Origin of the sequence: Kosakonia quasisacchari, assembly GCF_004331415.1 — a bacterium.
GTDB lineage: Bacteria > Pseudomonadota > Gammaproteobacteria > Enterobacterales > Enterobacteriaceae > Kosakonia > Kosakonia quasisacchari.
In genome coordinates this window covers 17531-35018 of the sequence record NZ_SJOP01000026.1, presented here as the reverse complement: position 1 = coordinate 35018, position 17488 = coordinate 17531, and the positions used below count along the sequence as shown (strand labels likewise).

Below are 17488 nucleotides of genomic sequence, written 5' to 3'. Positions count from 1 at the left end.
GTGTTAAACGATCCCCGTTTTACAGCCGAGGTTGCGCTAAGCGTTCCCTTTCACGACGTCGATATGATGGGCGTTGTCTGGCACGGCAACTATTTTCGCTACTTTGAGATAGCGCGTGAGGCGCTACTGAATCAGTTTGATTACGGCTACCGCCAGATGAAAACGTCGGGTTATTTGTGGCCGGTCGTGGATACGCGGGTGAAATACCGCGATGTACTGATATTTGAACAGCACTTCCGCGTACGCGCCCGAATCGAAGAGTTCGAAAACCGGCTGAAAATCGCGTATGAAATCATCGACGCTGCCAGCGGCAAACGTACCACCACCGGGTACACCATTCAGGTGGCGGTAGAGGAGAAAAGCCGGGAGATGTGCTTCGTCAGCCCAGCCATTCTGTTTGAACGTATGGGGGTCACACCATGAAATATTGGCCTCTGCTGGTCCTACTGTTCGCCCCCTTCGTCAATGCGGTGACGTTGGAGGAATTACAGCAGCGCTTCACCCAACAACCGGTGGTACGTGCACATTTCACCCAGACTCGCACCATTAAAGACCTGCCGCAGCCACTGCGATCGCAGGGCGAAATGCTTATCGCCCGTGAGCAGGGATTGTTGTGGGATCAGACCGCGCCTTTCCCAATGATGCTAATGCTTGATGACTCGCGGATGGTGCAAATCATTAACGGTCAGCCACCCCAGGTGATCACTGCGCAAAACAACCCGCAAATGTTCCAGTTTAACCATCTTCTGCGCGCACTGTTTCAGGCCGATCGCGCCGTGCTGGAACAGAACTTCCGCATTGACTTTAACGATGCAGGAAAAGGCCGCTGGACCCTGAAGTTGACCCCAATCACCACGCCGCTGGATAAAATATTCACCTCCATCGACCTGGCCGGAGATCACTATCTCGACAGCATCCGCCTGAATGATAAACAGGGCGATCTCACCGATATCGCTTTTTCTCAACACCGACTCACGCCCACGACGCTGACTGATGACGAACGCCAACGTTTTACGACACACTAATTCCCCGCGCCCGGCGCTACTGTGGGGCGCAGTATGCCTGGTGATGCTGGGTATGCTGCTCGTGCTGCTTCCCAAAGCGCGAATGAACAGCAGCGTACTGGCGATGCTCCCGGCACAGACCATGGGCGCGCTGCCTGCGGCATTGAATGACGGCTTTATGCAACGCCTCGATAAGCAACTCGTCTGGTTGGTCAGCCCTGGTAAACAGGCCAATCCCGAGGTGGCGCAATACTGGCTGACGCTGTTAGGTCAATCGCAGGCGGTTAATCACCTGAAAGGCGCGATGGATACAAAGAGTCAGCAAGCGTGGGGCGCATTTTTCTGGCAGCACCGTAACGCTCTGCTTGATAGCGCAACACGCGCGCGTCTGCAAAACGGCGGCGAAGCGCAGGCACAATGGGTGCTGACTCAGCTTTACTCGGCCTTTTCCGGCGTATCGGGTAAAGAGCTGCAAAACGATCCGCTAATGTTGATGCGCGGCGCACAATTGGCGATGGCGCAAAATACGCAGCGACTGCGGTTGATGGATGGGTGGTTAGTCACCCAGGACAACGACGGCAACTACTGGTATCTGCTCCACGGCGAGCTGGCAGGCTCCTCCTTCGATATGCAGCAAACACACCAGTTTGTCGCCACGCTCGGCTCGCTGGAAACACAGTTCAAGAAGCAGTTTCCACAGGCGCAATTGCTATCACGCGGCACGGTATTCTATAGCGACTACGCCAGCCAGCAGGCAAAGCGCGACATTTCAACGTTGGGGATCGCAACTATCGTCGGCGTCATGCTGTTGATTGTTGCCGTGTTCCGCTCCTTGCGCCCACTGCTGTTATGCCTGCTTTCAATCGCCGTTGGCGCGCTGGCCGGTACGGTAGTGACGCTGCTGGTCTTCGGCGAGTTGCACCTGATGACGCTGGTGATGAGCATGAGCATCATCGGGATCTCTGCGGACTATACACTTTACTATCTCACCGAACGTATGGTGCATGGCGCAGAGTCATCGCCATGGCAAAGCCTGGCAAAGGTACGAAATGCGCTGTTGATGGCACTGGCGACAACCGTCGTGGCGTATCTGATCATGATGCTCGCACCCTTCCCCGGAATTCGTCAGATGGCGATTTTCGCCGCCACCGGGCTCAGCGCCTCTTGCCTGACTGTCGTCTTCTGGCACCCCTGGCTGTGCCGTGGTTTACCGGTGCGTCCCGTGCCTGCGATGGTGCTGTTACTGCGCTGGCTGGCAGCCTGGCGGCGCAATAAAAAACTGTCGGTGGGGTTGCCACTGCTAATGGCGGTAGTCTCTCTTGCCGGGCTGTCAACGCTACGCATCAATGACGATATCAGCCAGTTACAGGCATTACCGCAGAACATCCTTGCGCAGGAAAAAGCCATCACTGCTCTCACCGGACAGAGTGTCGATCAGAAATGGTTTGTGGTGTATGGCGAAAATCCCCAGCAGACACTGGAACGTCTGGAAGCGTTTATTCCACGTCTGGAACAAGCGCGCGAGAACGGCGCAATTTCGGGTTTTCGTTATGTGCCGATCAACTCGGTCTCACGCCAGCAGCAGGATCTGACGTTACTAAAAAATGCCGCGCCCACCGTGGCTAAAACCTTACAAAGTGCCGGTTTGCAGGCGGTTACCCCCGATCTCAGCCCAATGACGGTCACGGTTGATGCATGGCTTGCCAACCCTGCCAGTGAAGGCTGGCGCTTACTGTGGCTGACCATACCAGACGGGCAAAGCGGCGTGCTGGTGCCCGTTGATGGCGTAAAAGATAGCGCAGCGTTAAGTGCGCTGGCACTGGCGCAACCGGGTATTGTCTGGGTGGATCGAAAAAGCGCTTTCGACAGCCTTTTCGCGCTCTATCGTCTGGTGTTAACCGGCCTGTTGTGTGTTGCGCTGGCGGTGATCGCGGCGGGTGCCGTGCTTCGTCTCGGCTGGAAAAAGGGGCTTATCAGCCTTGTCCCTTCAGTGTTGTCACTCGGTTGCGGGCTGGCAGCATTGTCGCTAAGCGGTCATTCGGTCAACCTCTTCTCCCTGCTGGCGCTGGTGCTGGTGCTAGGGATTGGCATTAACTACACGCTGTTTTTCAGTAACCCACGCGGCACACCACTCACCTCGCTGCTGGCGATCTCGCTGGCGATGGTTACAACGCTCCTCACGTTGGGCATGCTGGTATTCAGCGATACCCAGGCGATTAGCTGTTTTGGCATCGTGCTGGTAAGCGGCATTTTTACCGCCTTTTTACTTTCACCGCTCGCAATGCCGGGTAAAAAAGAGAGAAAACGATGAACCGCACCCTCTGGACTGGCATGGCGCTGGCCACTGCCCTACTGCTCACCGGATGCAGTCACACCACGCACTCCTCCGATAGCACCCGCCCGCAAGCATGGCTGGAACCCGGCACGCGCGTGACGTTACCGGCGCCGGGTATTAGCCCGGCGGTCAATTCCCAGCAGCTACTCACCGGCAGTTTTAATGGGCAAACACAGTCGCTGCTGGTGATGATGACCGCCGACGAGAAAAAAATCACGCTCGCCGGGCTCTCGTCCGTGGGGATTCGCCTGTTCCTCGTCACCTATGACGAAAACGGTATTCATACTGAGCAATCTATCGTCGTACCGCAGTTGCCACCGGCAAGCCAGGTATTGGCCGATGTAATGATCAGCCACTGGCCTGTCGCCGTCTGGCAGCCGCAGTTACCGAAAGGCTGGACGCTCACCGACACAGGCGACAAACGCGAGCTTCGCAATGCGCGCGGGAAGCTGGTGACGGAAATCACCTACCTGCAGCGCAAAGGCAAACGCGAGCCGATTAGCATTGAGCAGCACGTCTTTAAATACCACATCACCATTCAATATCTGGGTGACTGAGATGATCTACATTTCCGCGATTGGCATGATTAACGCGCTGGGCAACACCTGCGATGAAATCGCTGCCAATCTGTGCCGTGGCGTCGCCCCGGGCATGATCAGCCGAAAAGGCTGGTTACAGGGCGATGCTGAAGTCATGCTCGGCGGCGTGGATGCAGAACTTCCACTGATGCCCGAGGTGTGGCAGGCGCATCGCAGCCGTAACAACCAGCTTTTGCTGGTCGCGCTGGAACAGATCCAGCAGACAGTGAATGAGGCGATTTCCCACTATGGACGAGATCGCGTTGCCGTCGTTTTGGGCACCAGCACATCAGGCCTGGAGGAAGGGGGTAAACACGTTCATTACCTGCATAACGGCGAAGAGAGCCTCGAATGGCGCTATTCGCAACAGGAGCTAGGAGATCCGTCGCGTTTTTTAAGCCACTGGCTGGCCCTCGACGGCCCGGCATTTACGGTTTCTACCGCGTGTTCATCCAGCGCCAGAGCGATCATTAATGGTCAGCGCCTGATTAACGCGGGGCTCGCGGATGTCGCCATCGTTGGCGGCGCAGATACACTCAGCCAGATGCCGATCAACGGCTTTAATAGTCTTGAATCCTTCTCGCCGACATTATGTCAGCCGTTTGGTCGCGACCGTTGCGGCATCACTATTGGTGAGGCCGCCGCGCTGATGGTTCTGACCCGGGAACCGCAGCCGCTGGCGCTGTTAGGCTGCGGGGAATCCAGCGACGCCTGGCATATTTCCGCACCGCATCCTCAAGGCGAAGGCGCGATTCGCGCAATAAATATGGCGCTCGCCCAAGCGGGCCTGACACCAGACGACGTTGGTTATATCAATTTGCACGGTACCGCTACGATCCTTAACGATCAAATTGAATCGCAAGTCGTACATACGCTGTTTGGTGACAGTATTCCCTGTAGCTCGACTAAACATTTGACCGGTCACACTCTCGGCGCGGCAGGCATCACCGAAGCGGCACTAAGCGCGCTGATTCTGCTGCGCGATCTTCCCTTGCCGCCTCAGGATTTCAGTCATTCGCCGAAGGATACAACCTTGCCGGAGTGTGGCCTGCTAAGCGACCCCCAGCCGCTTTCACGCCCAGTGATTTTATCGAACTCCTTCGCCTTTGGCGGAAACAACGCCAGCATTTTGCTGGGGAGAGTGTCATGAGCCATTACCTTGCGCCCGGTGCCTATTTACCTCACGAGGCACCGATGATCCTGCTGAAAGAGGTCATCGCTGTCGGAGACGATTGCGCCCACTGCCGCGTGACCGTCGACAAGCAAGGTGTCCTTGCACCGTTTATTGATGCCGAAGGTCACTTGCCTGGCTGGTATGCGCTCGAACTGATGGCGCAAAGTATTGGTGTCTGGTCGGGCTGGCATCGCCAGCAACGCGGTGAGGGAAGTATTGCCCTCGGTATGGTGTTGGGTGCCAGAGAATTAACCTGTGTGGCGAATTCGCTGCCAGCGAATTCCGTGCTTGATATCCACGTCAGACTCCTGATGCAGGATGAACGTTTCGGCAGCTTCGACTGTACCATTAAGACCCAGGCCAACACACTGGCTTCGGGCAGGGTCAACACCTTCCAGCCGACAAAGGAAGAGTTAACGTCACTTTTTATTCAAGGAAAAACGGCATGAATCGTTCCGTATTGGTCACTGGTGCCAGCAAAGGCATCGGCCGCGCCATCGCCCAACAACTTGCCGCAGACGGTTTTACGATCGGCGTGCATTACCATCGCGATGAGCAAGGCGCGCTGCAAACGCTGCACGCGATTGAACAGGCTGGGGGAAGCGGACGGCTGCTCAGTTTCGATGTTGGTAACCGCGAGCAATGTCGTGAGGTGCTAGAGAGCGAAATTGTCCGCCACGGCGCCTGGTACGGCGTGGTCAGCAATGCCGGGATTGCACGCGACGCAGCCTTCCCGGCGCTGAGCGAAGAAGACTGGGATGCGGTCATCCATACCAACCTCGACAGCTTTTACAATGTGATCCAACCCTGCATTATGCCCATGATTGCCGCCCGCAATGGCGGGCGCATCATTACGCTTTCGTCAGTCTCCGGCGTGATGGGCAACCGTGGCCAGGTCAACTACAGCGCAGCTAAAGCGGGTATCATAGGTGCGACGAAAGCGCTGGCTATCGAACTGGCGAAACGCAAAATCACCGTGAATTGCATAGCTCCGGGCCTGATTGACACCGGCATGATTGAGATGGAAGAGGCGGCGCTGAAAGAAGCGATGTCCCTGATCCCGATGAAACGGATGGGTCAAACCCAAGAGGTAGCCGGGCTCGCCAGCTATTTAATGTCCAATATTGCGGGTTATGTTACCCGCCAGGTCATTTCGATTAACGGAGGCATGCTATGACGCGTCGCGTAGTCATTACCGGTATGGGCGGCGTTACCGCCTTTGGTCAAAACTGGCAGGAAGTTGCGAAGCGGTTACTGGCTTATGAGAATGCCGTACGGAAAATGCCGGAATGGCAAATTTATGATGGACTGCATACCCTGCTGGGCGCGCCTATTGATGATTTTGTACTGCCGGAAAACTACACCCGCAAACGCATCCGCGCGATGGGACGCGTCTCGTTGCTCTCCACCAGAGCCAGCGAACTGGCGCTGGAGCAGGCCGGGTTAATCGATGATCCGGTACTCACCCAGGGCCGAACCGGCATTGCGTATGGTTCGTCGACCGGCAGCACTGGTCCGGTAAGCGAATTTGCGACCATGCTGACCGAAAAACACACCAATAACATCACTGGCACCACCTATGTGCAGATGATGCCGCACACCACCGCGGTTAACACCGGCCTGTTTTTCGGGTTGCGTGGTCGGGTGATCCCTACATCCAGCGCCTGTACTTCAGGTAGCCAAGCGATAGGCTACGCCTGGGAAGCCATTCGGCACGGTTATCAGGATGTGATGGTCGCGGGTGGTGCGGAAGAGTTATGTCCATCGGAAGCTGCCGTTTTTGATACGCTTTTCGCCACCAGCCAACGCAATGATGAGCCGAAAACCACACCGTCTCCATTTGATGCCCGCCGTGATGGTCTGGTAATTGGTGAAGGCGCAGGAACGCTGATTCTGGAAGAGCTGGAACATGCAAAAGCGCGCGGTGCCACCATTTATGGCGAGATTGTCGGGTTTGCCACCAACTGCGATGCCGCGCATATCACTCAGCCCCAGCGTGAGACGATGCAAATTTGTATGGAGCAGGCACTTAACATCGCTGGGCTCAGCCCGCAGGATATCGGCTACATATCCGCACACGGCACAGCCACCGATCGGGGTGATATTGCAGAAAGCCAGGCAACCGCTGCCATCTTCGGTAATACGGTGCCCATCTCCTCATTAAAAAGCTACTTCGGTCATACGCTTGGCGCATGTGGCGCACTTGAAGCGTGGATGAGCCTGCAAATGATGCGCGAAGGCTGGTTTGCGCCTACGCTAAACCTGACGACACCGGATGAAAATTGCGGCGAACTGGATTATATCCGCGGTGAAGCAAGACATATTGATTGTGAATTCCTGCAAAGCAATAACTTTGCGTTTGGCGGAATAAATACTTCAATCATCATCAAACGCTGGGCGTAACAATGTATCGTGTTTTACTGGCTACTATTACTGGGTTGTGCGCGCAGGAGATCCCAACTGAGCTAAAATCAGCGGCGCCATCCGGCGCTCGTCATAATAGCTGGCTTGCCGGGCGGCTTTTGCTTAACCGCGTGCTCTCCCCGTTGCCGGAGATAGTTTATGGAGAGCAGGGTAAGCCCGCGCTTGCTGGCAATCTGCCGTTATGGTTTAGCCTGAGCCACAGCGGCGATCATATTGCTTTGCTGGTGAGCGATGAAGGCGAAGTCGGCTGCGATATCGAAGTGATACGCCCGCGTAGTAACTGGCGTAGCCTGGCGAATGCGGTGTTTAGCCAGGCGGAACACCGTGAAATCGAGCAGGAGCATCCCGCGCAGCAACTGGACGCGTTCTGGCGCATCTGGACACGTAAAGAGGCCATTATCAAACAGCATGGCGGCAGCGCCTGGGAGATCGTCAGCATAGACAGTTGCAACCCTCTCAATCTACACCTTAGCCATTCTCACTGTACGGGGCTAAGTCTCGCGGTCTGCACTCCCACGCCTTTTACTCTCGCTGCCGACCAGATCGAGATCGTCGGGGAAGAAAAATAACCAGCACGCCCGCCACAATGACCAGCACACCCAAAGCGCCGCGTAGGGAAAACGGTTCGTGCCATCCGGGAAGCCAGATGGCCGCCGCCCACACCAGAATGTAGCTCAGGCTCAGCAAGGCATACGCCTTACTCAGCGGCAAATGGTGCAGGGCAAAATACCAGCAGCCCATTGATGCCAGATACCCAAACAGACCAAACATCAGCGCTAGCGTGCCTTTTTGCGGTTGCAACAGCACCGAGACAAAAGACCACGAGAATGTCACCGGTGGCAGCGACACCATCGCATAGCGCAACATCAGTTGTGCGCCGCTTACCAGCAACACACTGAGTAATGCCCAGTGCAGCCCCTTCATAGCGAGCTCCCCAGCAACACAATGCCAATGATAATCAGCGCCACACCGAACGCATGGCGAAGGCTCACTGGCTCACGCCAGAGAAAACGTGCCGCCAGCGTCACCCAGACAAAATTAAGGCTCAACATCGGGTATGCCACGCCAACAGGAATGCGCTGCAATACCAGCAGCCACAGCGCCATGCCCGCGCCGAGTGCCATCAGCGCGAGCCCCAGCCACAGGCCGAGATGCTTACTCCGCTGGGCCATCGGCACCGGACGCGTCGCCTGCTTCTGGCACAACTGGCCTACGCAACTGAGCAGGCTTGCCAGCGCGAGCCAGAGCCAGCTTGTCATCGCGGCTTACTCATCATTGTGGAAAATACTGGATAAAGACCATACGCCCTTGTACATAAACGTTGTCCGGTTTCGGTATCGGCATGCGAGTAAAGTCATCCTTTTTCGACTGGTGCAGCACCAGTGAAATAACCCCTTCCTGACGATGTTGTGACAGCCAGTCGGTGAAATCGTCTTCGCGCACAAACCGCCCTTCGCCGTCAGGATACGACATACCGTACGTTAACTCACCGCGCGTGCCGAACAGCATGATATCTGAGCGTTTCAGCTCCCAGGCCAGGCCTGCGGCAACACCAACGTTATCGGCCAGCACGTAGCGGCTCGGCGTCAGCGGCTCGTTAACAAAGTTGATCAAAAATTGCGGCTGCTTGGAATCCATCACCTTGTCCGGGATAACGATCCCCACCAACAGCGCAATCGCCAACGGACACAGCGCGGCGTATGACCAACGTTCGGCACTGGCACGCAAGGTAAACATCCCAACCAGCGCCCACGCCAGGAAAGCAAACGCCGCCAGCGCTGCTTTGTAGATCTCAATCTGCGTCCATACCGGATGTTTCAGGAAACCCAAAGGCGACACCACAAGCGCGGCAATCACGCCAACCAGACCAAAACCGATATTGATCCACGCATTGACGCGCAGTACGCGCCCATTGGTTTGAGCCATTTGCATGGCATAACGCGCCATCAACATCGCCAGCGGCGCGAAACAGGGCAGAATGTAAGTCGGCAATTTCCCTTTGGCGATGCTGAAAAACAGCAACGGCATTACGACCCAACCCAGCAGATAAAACGCTTCCCGCATGCCCTCTTTACGCGCCAGCCAGCCCGTTTTCAGCGCACCGGGCAGTAGCGCCAGCCACGGCAAAGAACCTAAAATCAGGAACGGTATGTAATACCAGAACGGCGCTTTGTGTTGTGCGTCCTGCTGCGCAAAACGTTGGATATGTTCAACCCAGAAGAAGTAGCGCCAGAAATCGGGTTCGCGCGACGCAATCGCCAGTCCCCACGGCAGCACCGTCAGTACGCAGCAGAGAACGGCCAGCCAACCCCAGAGCAGCACCTCTTTCCAGCGTTTGTGAACAATCACCCACGGCAGTACGCCAATCACCGGCACCGCCAGCGCGAGAAAACCTTTGGTCATCACGCCCATGCCGCACGCCACGCCAAGCAGGACATAGCCGCCAAACTTACTCCGCAGCGTCGTCGCCTGCGCAGCCAGCCAGAAGCTGAGCATCGCCAGCGTCATCCACAGCGTGATCATCGGGTCCAGCACAGCATAAGTGCTAATGCCATACACCAGAAACGCCGTCAGGAAGATCACCGCCGAGAGCACGGCAGTACGTTTGTCGCGCCACATTTTCCACGCCAGTGCGCCCACTAACAGCGCCGACACGGTGATGGAGAAAACAGAGCCCAGGCGCACGGAGACGTTATTATGGCCAAACAGCCACTGCGCAATACTATTGATCCAATAACCGGCTATTGGTTTTTCAAAATAACGCAGGCCAAGGAAATGCGGCACAATCCAGTCGCCGCTGGTGAGCATTTCGCGGCTGATCTCCGCATAGCGGGTTTCATCCGGCTGCCAGAGCAGACGATATTCCAGTGGAACAACATAGTAGAGGGCGAACAGCGCAACCAGCGCCAGACCATAGTGAATGGATTTCATAACCCAGGACTCAACAGTTGTTGGCAACCCAGCCAGCCTTCCCGGCCAGCCACTTCTCCGCGTACCACTTTGCCTGCCGGTAGCGTCTCTAACGATTCCGGTAACAACTGGCTCAGCGGACAAAAAGCGATACCTTCGCGCGCCGCCATGCTCAGCAGTTCATCGAAACCTTCCGCGCCGATAATGCCTTCCACCTCTGCGTGGATGGTATAAACCGGCGTGCCGTTATCCCGCTGCATCGCGTCGAGGATGAAACGGTTGTAGTGTTCCGCCGCCACCGAAATGCCAACGGCTTCATCCCAGGTGGGCAGCGTTACCGGGATTTGCGGCGCCGCATAGGTGTTCTCTGCGATGAGCGGGCGAAACGGCTGAGTACCGCGGCAGTCGCTGTTATAACGGAAATTAAAATTCGATTTGGCTTTCACCACTCGCTGATCGGCGCGCCAACCCGCCACGGCGGAACAGCTCACAGACCGGCCAATAATCAGTTCCAGTGCCAGCAATCCGCGCTCAATTTCCGCTTCGAGATGCGCCTGATCCCACACGCCGCTCCAGCGTTGCCAGCCGTGGTGATCCCAGGCATGCAGCCCAACTTCATGCGCCTGCGCGGTTTTGCGGATGACCTCCGCGTTGCCTTCGCCGATAAGCCTGCCGGGCCACGCAGTGCCCGCCAGTAAAATATCCCAGCCGTAGAGCGATGCCGCGCGCGAGCGCAGCATCTTCCACAGAAATTTCGGCTTAAGCAGACGCCAGATGTGGCGCCCCATGTTGTCCGGCCCGACGCTAAAGAAAAAGCTCGCCTGAATATTGTGCTTTTTCAGTAGTTCCAGCAGGCGCGGAACCCCATCACGCGTGCCGCGAAAGGTATCGACATCAATACGTAAGCCGACGTATTTCATGCTTATTTCTCATCCGTCAGTTCAACGGTACGCAGGAAGAAATCCAGCGTTTCGTCAATGGTCTGGCGCATATCCACGGTCGGTTCCCAGTGCAGGCAGCGCTTGGCGTTACGGATGCTCGGTTTGCGGTGTTCCACATCCTGGTAGCCTTTGCCGTAGTAGCTGCTGCTTTCCACTTCACGGAAACCGGCGAACGGCGGGAAGCGGTCGCGCAGCGGGTGTTTTTCAAAGCTGGCCAGCAGCATCTCTGCCAGCTCTTTAATGCTCGCTTCGTTATCCGGGTTACCGATGTTGATGATCTGCCCGTCGCAACGCCCGTCTTTGTTTTCGATAATGCGGAACAGCGCTTCAATACCATCGCTGATATCGGTAAAGCAGCGTTTCTGTTTGCCGCCTTCGATCAGCTTGATCGGCGAACCTTCCACCAGGTTAAGGATCAACTGGGTGATGGCGCGTGAGCTACCGATACGCGCAGCGTTCAGGTTATCCAGGCGCGGCCCCATCCAGTTAAATGGACGGAACAGAGTGAACTTCAGGCCGTGCTTATCGCCATATGCCCAGATCACGCGGTCGAGCAACTGTTTTGATACCGAGTAAATCCAGCGCTGTTTGTTGATAGGTCCAACGACCAGATTCGAGTTGTCTTCGTCGAAATTGTTGTCGGTGCACATGCCGTACACTTCCGACGTCGACGGGAAAATGATGCGTTTGTTGTACTTCACGCAGTCACGGATGATTTTCAGGTTCTCTTCGAAATCCAGCTCGAACACGCGCAGCGGGTTACGGGTGTATTCGATAGGTGTGGCAATCGCCACCAGCGGCAGCACCACGTCACATTTTTTAATGTGGTATTCGATCCACTCAGAGTGAATGCTGATATCGCCTTCAACAAAGTGGAAACGCGGATTGTCGAGGAAACGGCTGATCGCATCCGATCCAATATCCAGACCGAAAATCTCGTAGTTATCGTCACGCAGCAGGCGTTCGGTCAAATGGTTACCGATAAAACCGTTCACACCGAGGATCAACACGCGCGTACGGCGTTTTACCGCCACTACCGGTTTGCTGGTGAGTAACGCTCCGGCAACCAGGCCAAGCGACTGCGCCAGTTGTGCGCCCTGCATGTACACACCATTTTCCATCTGCCCGGTGAGGATCTCCAGCGCGCCATCACCGCAGGCCACCAGCAGCGGCGAAACAGAGAGCACCGTGCCCGCGCGAGCCGGAGCCACATCGGTACGAACGCGGGATTTCCAGACGATAAATTTATGCGTACCGGCAAAGCTGTACGCACCCGGCCACGGGTCAGAAACCGCGCGCACCAGATTTTGCAGCGTTTGAGCAGGTTTTTCCCAGTCCAGACGGCCATCTTCCGGCGTGCGACGACCATAGTAGCTGGCTTTGCTGTCGTCCTGCGCCGTTTCGCTAAAGGATTGCGTTTTAATGGCTGGCAGTACGCCTTGCAGCATGCTCTTCGCCGCATCCGCTAATTTGCGATGCAGAGACAGCGCTTCATCGTTCTCAGCAATGGCGACGCGTTGTTGCGCGACAATCGCGCCCGCATCCGCGCGGGAAACCATGCGGTGCAGCGTGACGCCGGTTTCGCTTTCGCCGTTCACCAGCACCCAGTTCAGCGGCGCACGACCACGGTAGGCAGGCAGCAGCGAGCCGTGCAGGTTAAAGGCACCGATCCGCGCGGTATTAAGAATGTTGTCGCACAGTAAGTTGCGGTAATAGAAAGAGAAAATGACATCCGCGTTCAGATCGCGAATACGATCGACCCACAGTGGGTGGTTGACATCTTCCGGCGCATAAACCGGGATACCGCGCTCAGCGGCAATACGCGCCACCGAGCCGAAAAAGTGGTTTTCATTGGCACTGTCGGGATGGGTGAAAATCGCCGCAATCTCGAAACCTGCATCCAGTAACGCCTGTGTACCAACACATCCCATATCGTGGTAAGCAAAGACAACGGCTTTCATTGATTTTTTTCCTCTTGCGAAACGTCATTTTCCTGACGAACAACACGTTGAATAAAGTAACGGGGACGCGCGCGAACATCGTTATAGATGCGCCCGATATACTCCCCAAGCAGCCCCATGCCGATAAACTGAGCGCCGATAAAGGTGAAGAGAATGGCGAAGAGCATAAACACCCCTTCCCCCGCCCACTGCGGGCCAAACGCCAGACGCAGCACCACCAACAGCACGGCGAGCGAAAAGCCCAGCAGCGCAATCACGCTGCCAAACACGCTGAGCAAGCGCAGCGGCGTGGTGGTCAGGCAGGTCACCAGGTCGTACATCAGGTTAATCAGGCGCATAAAGCTGTATTTGGAATCGCCAAACTCGCGCTCCGCATGCTGCACGGGGATCTCCACCGCGCGGCGAGCAAAGGTGTTCGCGAGGATCGGGATAAAAGTGCTGCGCTCATGGCAGTGCAACATGGCATCGACAATATGGCGGCGATAGGCGCGCAACATGCAGCCATAATCCCCCATCGCTTTACCGGTGGTGCGCTGAATCAGGCGGTTGATAGTACGTGAGGCCATTTTACGAAACAGGCTGTCCTGGCGGTTTTGCCGCACCGTGCCCACCACGTCATAACCCTCATTGGCTTTCGCCACCAGGCGCGGGATCTCCTCCGGTGGGTTTTGCAAATCGGCGTCCAGCGTGATGATCAAATCACCGGTGACATGGCTAAAACCGGCCATAATCGCCGAGTGCTGGCCGTAGTTGCGGTTCAACAGCACCGCGACAACATGGCTGCCGGGTTGTTCTGCCGCTTCACTTAACATCAGCGCGGAGTTATCGCTACTGCCGTCATCCACCAGCAAAATTTCGTAATCAATGCCCAGCACGTCGCAGCTTTCCGTGGTACGGCGAATCAACTCCGGCAAACTCTCTTGCTCGTTATAGACCGGGATCACCACAGAAACTTTTTCTACAGGCGGTAAATTAAACATATCAGCGCCCTGCAATGTTGCGGAGCGCGTGAATGACGCGGGTTGTGTCGTCATGGGTCATATCCGGGAAAAGCGGTAGTGAACAGATACGCGCACTGTTCCACTCCGTATTGGGTAAAGAGAGGGGGAAGCGTTCGCGGTAGTATTTCTGCGTATGCGCCGCGCGAAAATGCAGGCCGGTGCCGATGCCTTGCGCTTTCAGAGTTTCCATCAATGCGTCGCGGGAGATACCGCAACGTTGCTCATCGACGCGAATAATAAACAGGTGCCAGGCGTGCTGATGCGGCCAGGAGGGCAAAGCCAGCGGCTGAAACGGCGTATCCGCCAGTTCCTGCAAATAACGTTGCGCAATCTCCTGGCGGCGGGCATTCGCGGCGGGCAGTTTGCCCAGTTGCACCAGCGCAATCGCTGCGTTGATATCGGCGAGGTTGTATTTAAAACCAGGGGAGATCACTTCAGCCTGCGGTGCGCGGCCGTGGGTTTGGCGGTCATAAGCATCGACGCCCAGCCCGTGGAATTTCAGGCTGCGAATGCGGTTTGCCAGTTGTTCATCGTCCGTCACGACCAGCCCACCTTCCGCACAGGTCATATTCTTAATGGCGTGGAAGGAGAAAATAGCGGTGCCGCGTGAACCCACATGCTGACCTTTGTAGTACGTTCCGGCAGCGTGAGCGGCGTCTTCAATCACCGGAATACCGTGCTTTTCACCCATCGCGCGAATGGCGTCAATATCTACCGGCGCACCGGCGTAATGCACCGGAATAATCGCTTTGGTACGTGGCGTGATAGCCGCTTCGATAGCTTCCGGCGTGACCATCAGCGTCTCTTTATCGACATCGATCATCACCGGCGTCGCGCCGAGCAGCACAATCATATTGAGTGTGGAAACCCAGGTCAGCGACGGGGTAATCACTTCATCTCCGGCCCCGATCCCCAGCGCCATCAGGGTGACGTGCATGCCACCCGTCGCCGAGCTAACGGCAATGGCATGGCGGTTGCCGGTCAGTGTGCAAAAAGCGTCTTCCAGCGCCTGATTTTTGGGGCCTGTCGTGATCCAGCCGGATGCCAGCACTTGCTGAATGGCTGCGAACTCTTCATCCCCCATTGACGGGCGCGAGAACGGTAAAAAATCACTCATCATCATTCCTTGGCGTCATTGACGCGTTAACGGACCGCCACAAAGACACGCTGCGGCTAGTGAGTAAAATGGCGGATGGAAGTTAAACCAAAATATAATGAATGCGCGTTTCCTGCATTTATTATTCGTTACGGTTAGTCGTAGAATGCTACCAATTGAATATTAGGACAAGATTAAGAAAAGGGAGAAATGATAAGCTTAACAGATATGAAATAATATTTTTCAAACAACAGGTTACAAATGAAAATAGCAAAATCTTAACGTGATGAATGTCAAAAAAGTGAAATATTTAACGCCCTTGCAATGTATACAAAGGCGTTAGCTTCGTTATTTAAACGGCACATCAACGAATACACGAAAATTAATATCATTATGCAATTAATTATTTCGCTCGTTACAATAAAAATATATTAAATACCGTGAAATTTTTATGACAAATTCTGCGGAAAACTGGCCGGTAATTCACTGGCAGCGCAGTCAATCACGCTGTCATTATTTTCGCCGCAATCGCGCACAAACGTAATGGTAGCGAACTCATCGATCACTTCGGTGGGATAAGCCGGGCCAGCTGCACGGTAAGACTCCATCAACGGAATGTGATCGTTCTGGAAGCAGACAGTTTTTTCCGGATTATTGATAACCCAACGCGGGAAGAAAATGGTGCCGTGGAACAGGCGATCGCCAAGGTTCACAATCAGGCTCACATCGGTGCCGGTCGGTTCAGTCCAGGAAATTTTATAGATACTTTCGCCTACGCGAACGATGAATGCCTGCTGGTTTTTCACCCAACGGTTCGCCACGATACCGCTGTGAATCCGGTAATCAAGCGTTGTGGCGTTTTTCACATAAATCTCGTAATTCCAGCCATTATCGTAGGTATAAACCAGATGTTTGCCGACGAAACCGCTCAAATCATGTTTATCAAAGGTGCTCATTTTTTATCTCCTCTGGTGTTTGAAATGATCGTACGCCTGCAAAAAACGAATAAATAACGCTATATTTGCATCAAATTCATTCATTTTTTAGATGAGTTATGCACAAGACAACGCTGGAACAATGGACGCTACTGCAAAAAGTGGTGGAGCTGGGGAGCTTTGCGAAAGCGGCGGAAGAGACGCACCGCAGCCAGTCATCGGTCAGTTACAACCTGGCGCTGTTGCAGGAGCGGCTCGGCGTTGCTCTGCTGGTACAGGAAGGGCGGCGCGCGGTACTTACTCCAGCAGGCGAATTGCTGCTCAACCAGGTAAAACCGTTGCTCAAGGCTTTCGACTGGGTAGAAACCCGCGCGGTCACGCTACGCAATGGCATGCGCACGCGGCTGGATTTAGTCGTCGACAGCATTTTTCCCCGCGCGCGGCTGTTTGCCATTTTGCGCCAGTTTCAGCAGAGCTATCCGCAAACGCAGGTGCGGCTAACCGAAGTGCTGGAGACCGCCTCCAGCGAATTACCGGTACATGCGCAAGCCGATGTCATGATCCTGACCCGCCGCCAGGATATGACCGGGCGCGGCGAGTGGCTGATGAACATTGATTTTGTCGCCGTGGCACACCGCGATCACCCACTGTGCGCATCAATGCAGGTGAGCGAAGAGATGCTCGCCGCCTGGCCGCTGATTCGCATTGCCGAAAGCAATAACCGGCAAAGCCCGGTGGCGCAGGAGTCGTGGACGTTCTCCACCATCGATGCGGCGGTGGAAGCCGTGCTGTATCAAGTGGGTTACGGTTGGCTACCCGAGGAGCGCATTCAGCCATTGCTCGACAGCGGCGTGCTTAAAACCCTGCCACTCAGCCACGGTACGCGCCGCGCCACACCGCTGCACCTGATTGTGAAAAAGGACCTCGCGCCGCTTGATGAGCAAGTGGAAATGCTGTTGCAACTGTTTAAGGCGTAGCGCTCTGACCTTGAATATCTGCAAGCAGCTTTTTAACGTCGCGTCGTACGTCTCGCTCAATGCTTACGCCAGCCAAAGCGATAACCCCGGAGAATAAATCACCTTGCGCGTACCGGGCGCTCCCCCCGCCAGCCAGCAATACACATCACGCT

The 17488-nt window shown here is 55.5% G+C and carries 18 protein-coding genes; 10 read left to right on the top strand and 8 right to left on the bottom strand.

What is annotated here, in order from left to right:
- Genes E0L21_RS21680 through acpT form a run of 9 tightly spaced genes read left to right on the top strand, consistent with a single transcriptional unit; the run spans position 1 to position 8084 of the window.
- Positions 1 to 423, top strand: coding sequence for an acyl-CoA thioesterase (locus tag E0L21_RS21680; RefSeq protein ID WP_131413150.1), 423 nt, complete (start codon positions 1 to 3; stop codon positions 421 to 423).
- Positions 420 to 1025 (top strand): outer membrane lipoprotein carrier protein LolA, encoded by a 606-nt coding sequence (locus E0L21_RS21675; protein WP_131413148.1) that lies wholly within the window; start codon positions 420 to 422, stop codon positions 1023 to 1025. The genes E0L21_RS21680 and E0L21_RS21675 overlap by 4 nt, the downstream gene beginning before the upstream one ends.
- Positions 994 to 3315 (top strand): MMPL family transporter, encoded by a 2322-nt coding sequence (locus tag E0L21_RS21670; RefSeq protein ID WP_131413146.1) that lies wholly within the window; start codon positions 994 to 996, stop codon positions 3313 to 3315. Before E0L21_RS21675 ends, E0L21_RS21670 begins: the two co-directional genes overlap by 32 nt.
- Positions 3312 to 3896: a DUF3261 domain-containing protein gene (locus E0L21_RS21665; protein ID WP_131413144.1), complete on the top strand. Its 585-nt coding sequence runs from the start codon at positions 3312 to 3314 to the stop codon at positions 3894 to 3896. Before E0L21_RS21670 ends, E0L21_RS21665 begins: the two co-directional genes overlap by 4 nt.
- Position 3897: 1 nt before the next feature.
- Entirely contained in the window at positions 3898 to 5067 is a 1170-nt protein-coding gene (locus E0L21_RS21660) for a beta-ketoacyl-[acyl-carrier-protein] synthase family protein (RefSeq protein WP_131413142.1), read from the top strand.
- Positions 5064 to 5540, top strand: coding sequence for an ApeP family dehydratase (locus E0L21_RS21655; protein WP_131413140.1), 477 nt, complete (start codon positions 5064 to 5066; stop codon positions 5538 to 5540). Before E0L21_RS21660 ends, E0L21_RS21655 begins: the two co-directional genes overlap by 4 nt.
- A complete protein-coding gene (locus E0L21_RS21650; protein ID WP_131413138.1) occupies positions 5537 to 6268 on the top strand; it encodes a 3-ketoacyl-ACP reductase FabG2 in 732 nt (243 codons plus the stop codon). The genes E0L21_RS21655 and E0L21_RS21650 overlap by 4 nt, the downstream gene beginning before the upstream one ends.
- The gene (locus E0L21_RS21645) at positions 6265 to 7494 is read left to right on the top strand and encodes a beta-ketoacyl-ACP synthase (protein WP_131413136.1); all 1230 of its coding nucleotides are present in this window, start codon (positions 6265 to 6267) and stop codon (positions 7492 to 7494) included. The genes E0L21_RS21650 and E0L21_RS21645 overlap by 4 nt, the downstream gene beginning before the upstream one ends.
- A gap of 2 nt (positions 7495 to 7496) precedes the next feature.
- Complete coding sequence (gene acpT, locus E0L21_RS21640; RefSeq protein ID WP_131413134.1) at positions 7497 to 8084, top strand: 4'-phosphopantetheinyl transferase AcpT; 588 nt, start codon at positions 7497 to 7499, stop codon at positions 8082 to 8084.
- On the opposite strand, the gene arnF is transcribed toward acpT, so the two are convergent.
- The 8 genes from arnF to E0L21_RS21600 all read right to left on the bottom strand — a co-directional run bounded on the left by arnF (position 8038) and on the right by E0L21_RS21600 (position 16380).
- Positions 8038 to 8439: a 4-amino-4-deoxy-L-arabinose-phosphoundecaprenol flippase subunit ArnF gene (gene arnF, locus E0L21_RS21635; RefSeq protein ID WP_131413132.1), complete on the bottom strand. Its 402-nt coding sequence runs from the start codon at positions 8437 to 8439 to the stop codon at positions 8038 to 8040. The two genes, acpT and arnF, sit on opposite strands and share 47 nt — an antisense overlap.
- Positions 8436 to 8774, bottom strand: a complete 339-nt coding sequence (arnE, locus tag E0L21_RS21630) for a 4-amino-4-deoxy-L-arabinose-phosphoundecaprenol flippase subunit ArnE (RefSeq protein WP_131413130.1) — start codon at positions 8772 to 8774, stop codon at positions 8436 to 8438. Before arnE ends, arnF begins: the two co-directional genes overlap by 4 nt.
- A 13-nt stretch (positions 8775 to 8787) precedes the next feature.
- The gene (gene arnT / locus E0L21_RS21625) at positions 8788 to 10446 is read right to left on the bottom strand and encodes a lipid IV(A) 4-amino-4-deoxy-L-arabinosyltransferase (RefSeq protein ID WP_131413128.1); all 1659 of its coding nucleotides are present in this window, start codon (positions 10444 to 10446) and stop codon (positions 8788 to 8790) included.
- Positions 10443 to 11345: a 4-deoxy-4-formamido-L-arabinose-phosphoundecaprenol deformylase gene (gene arnD / locus E0L21_RS21620; protein ID WP_131413126.1), complete on the bottom strand. Its 903-nt coding sequence runs from the start codon at positions 11343 to 11345 to the stop codon at positions 10443 to 10445. Before arnD ends, arnT begins: the two co-directional genes overlap by 4 nt.
- Positions 11346 to 11347: 2 nt before the next feature.
- Positions 11348 to 13327 carry a bifunctional UDP-4-amino-4-deoxy-L-arabinose formyltransferase/UDP-glucuronic acid oxidase ArnA gene (arnA, locus tag E0L21_RS21615; protein ID WP_131413124.1) on the bottom strand — a complete coding sequence of 660 codons (1980 nt, stop codon included), beginning with the start codon at positions 13325 to 13327 and terminating at the stop codon, positions 11348 to 11350.
- Positions 13324 to 14307 (bottom strand): undecaprenyl-phosphate 4-deoxy-4-formamido-L-arabinose transferase, encoded by a 984-nt coding sequence (arnC, locus tag E0L21_RS21610; protein ID WP_131413207.1) that lies wholly within the window; start codon positions 14305 to 14307, stop codon positions 13324 to 13326. The genes arnA and arnC overlap by 4 nt, the downstream gene beginning before the upstream one ends.
- A 1-nt stretch (position 14308) precedes the next feature.
- Complete coding sequence (gene arnB / locus E0L21_RS21605) at positions 14309 to 15445, bottom strand: UDP-4-amino-4-deoxy-L-arabinose aminotransferase (protein ID WP_131413122.1); 1137 nt, start codon at positions 15443 to 15445, stop codon at positions 14309 to 14311.
- 428 nt (positions 15446 to 15873) lie between these two features.
- Positions 15874 to 16380, bottom strand: a complete 507-nt coding sequence (locus tag E0L21_RS21600; protein WP_131413120.1) for a phenolic acid decarboxylase — start codon at positions 16378 to 16380, stop codon at positions 15874 to 15876.
- A gap of 98 nt (positions 16381 to 16478) precedes the next feature.
- Between E0L21_RS21600 and E0L21_RS21595 the strand changes: the two genes are divergently transcribed.
- The gene (locus tag E0L21_RS21595; protein ID WP_131413118.1) at positions 16479 to 17336 is read left to right on the top strand and encodes a LysR family transcriptional regulator; all 858 of its coding nucleotides are present in this window, start codon (positions 16479 to 16481) and stop codon (positions 17334 to 17336) included.
- Positions 17337 to 17488 lie beyond the last annotated feature (152 nt).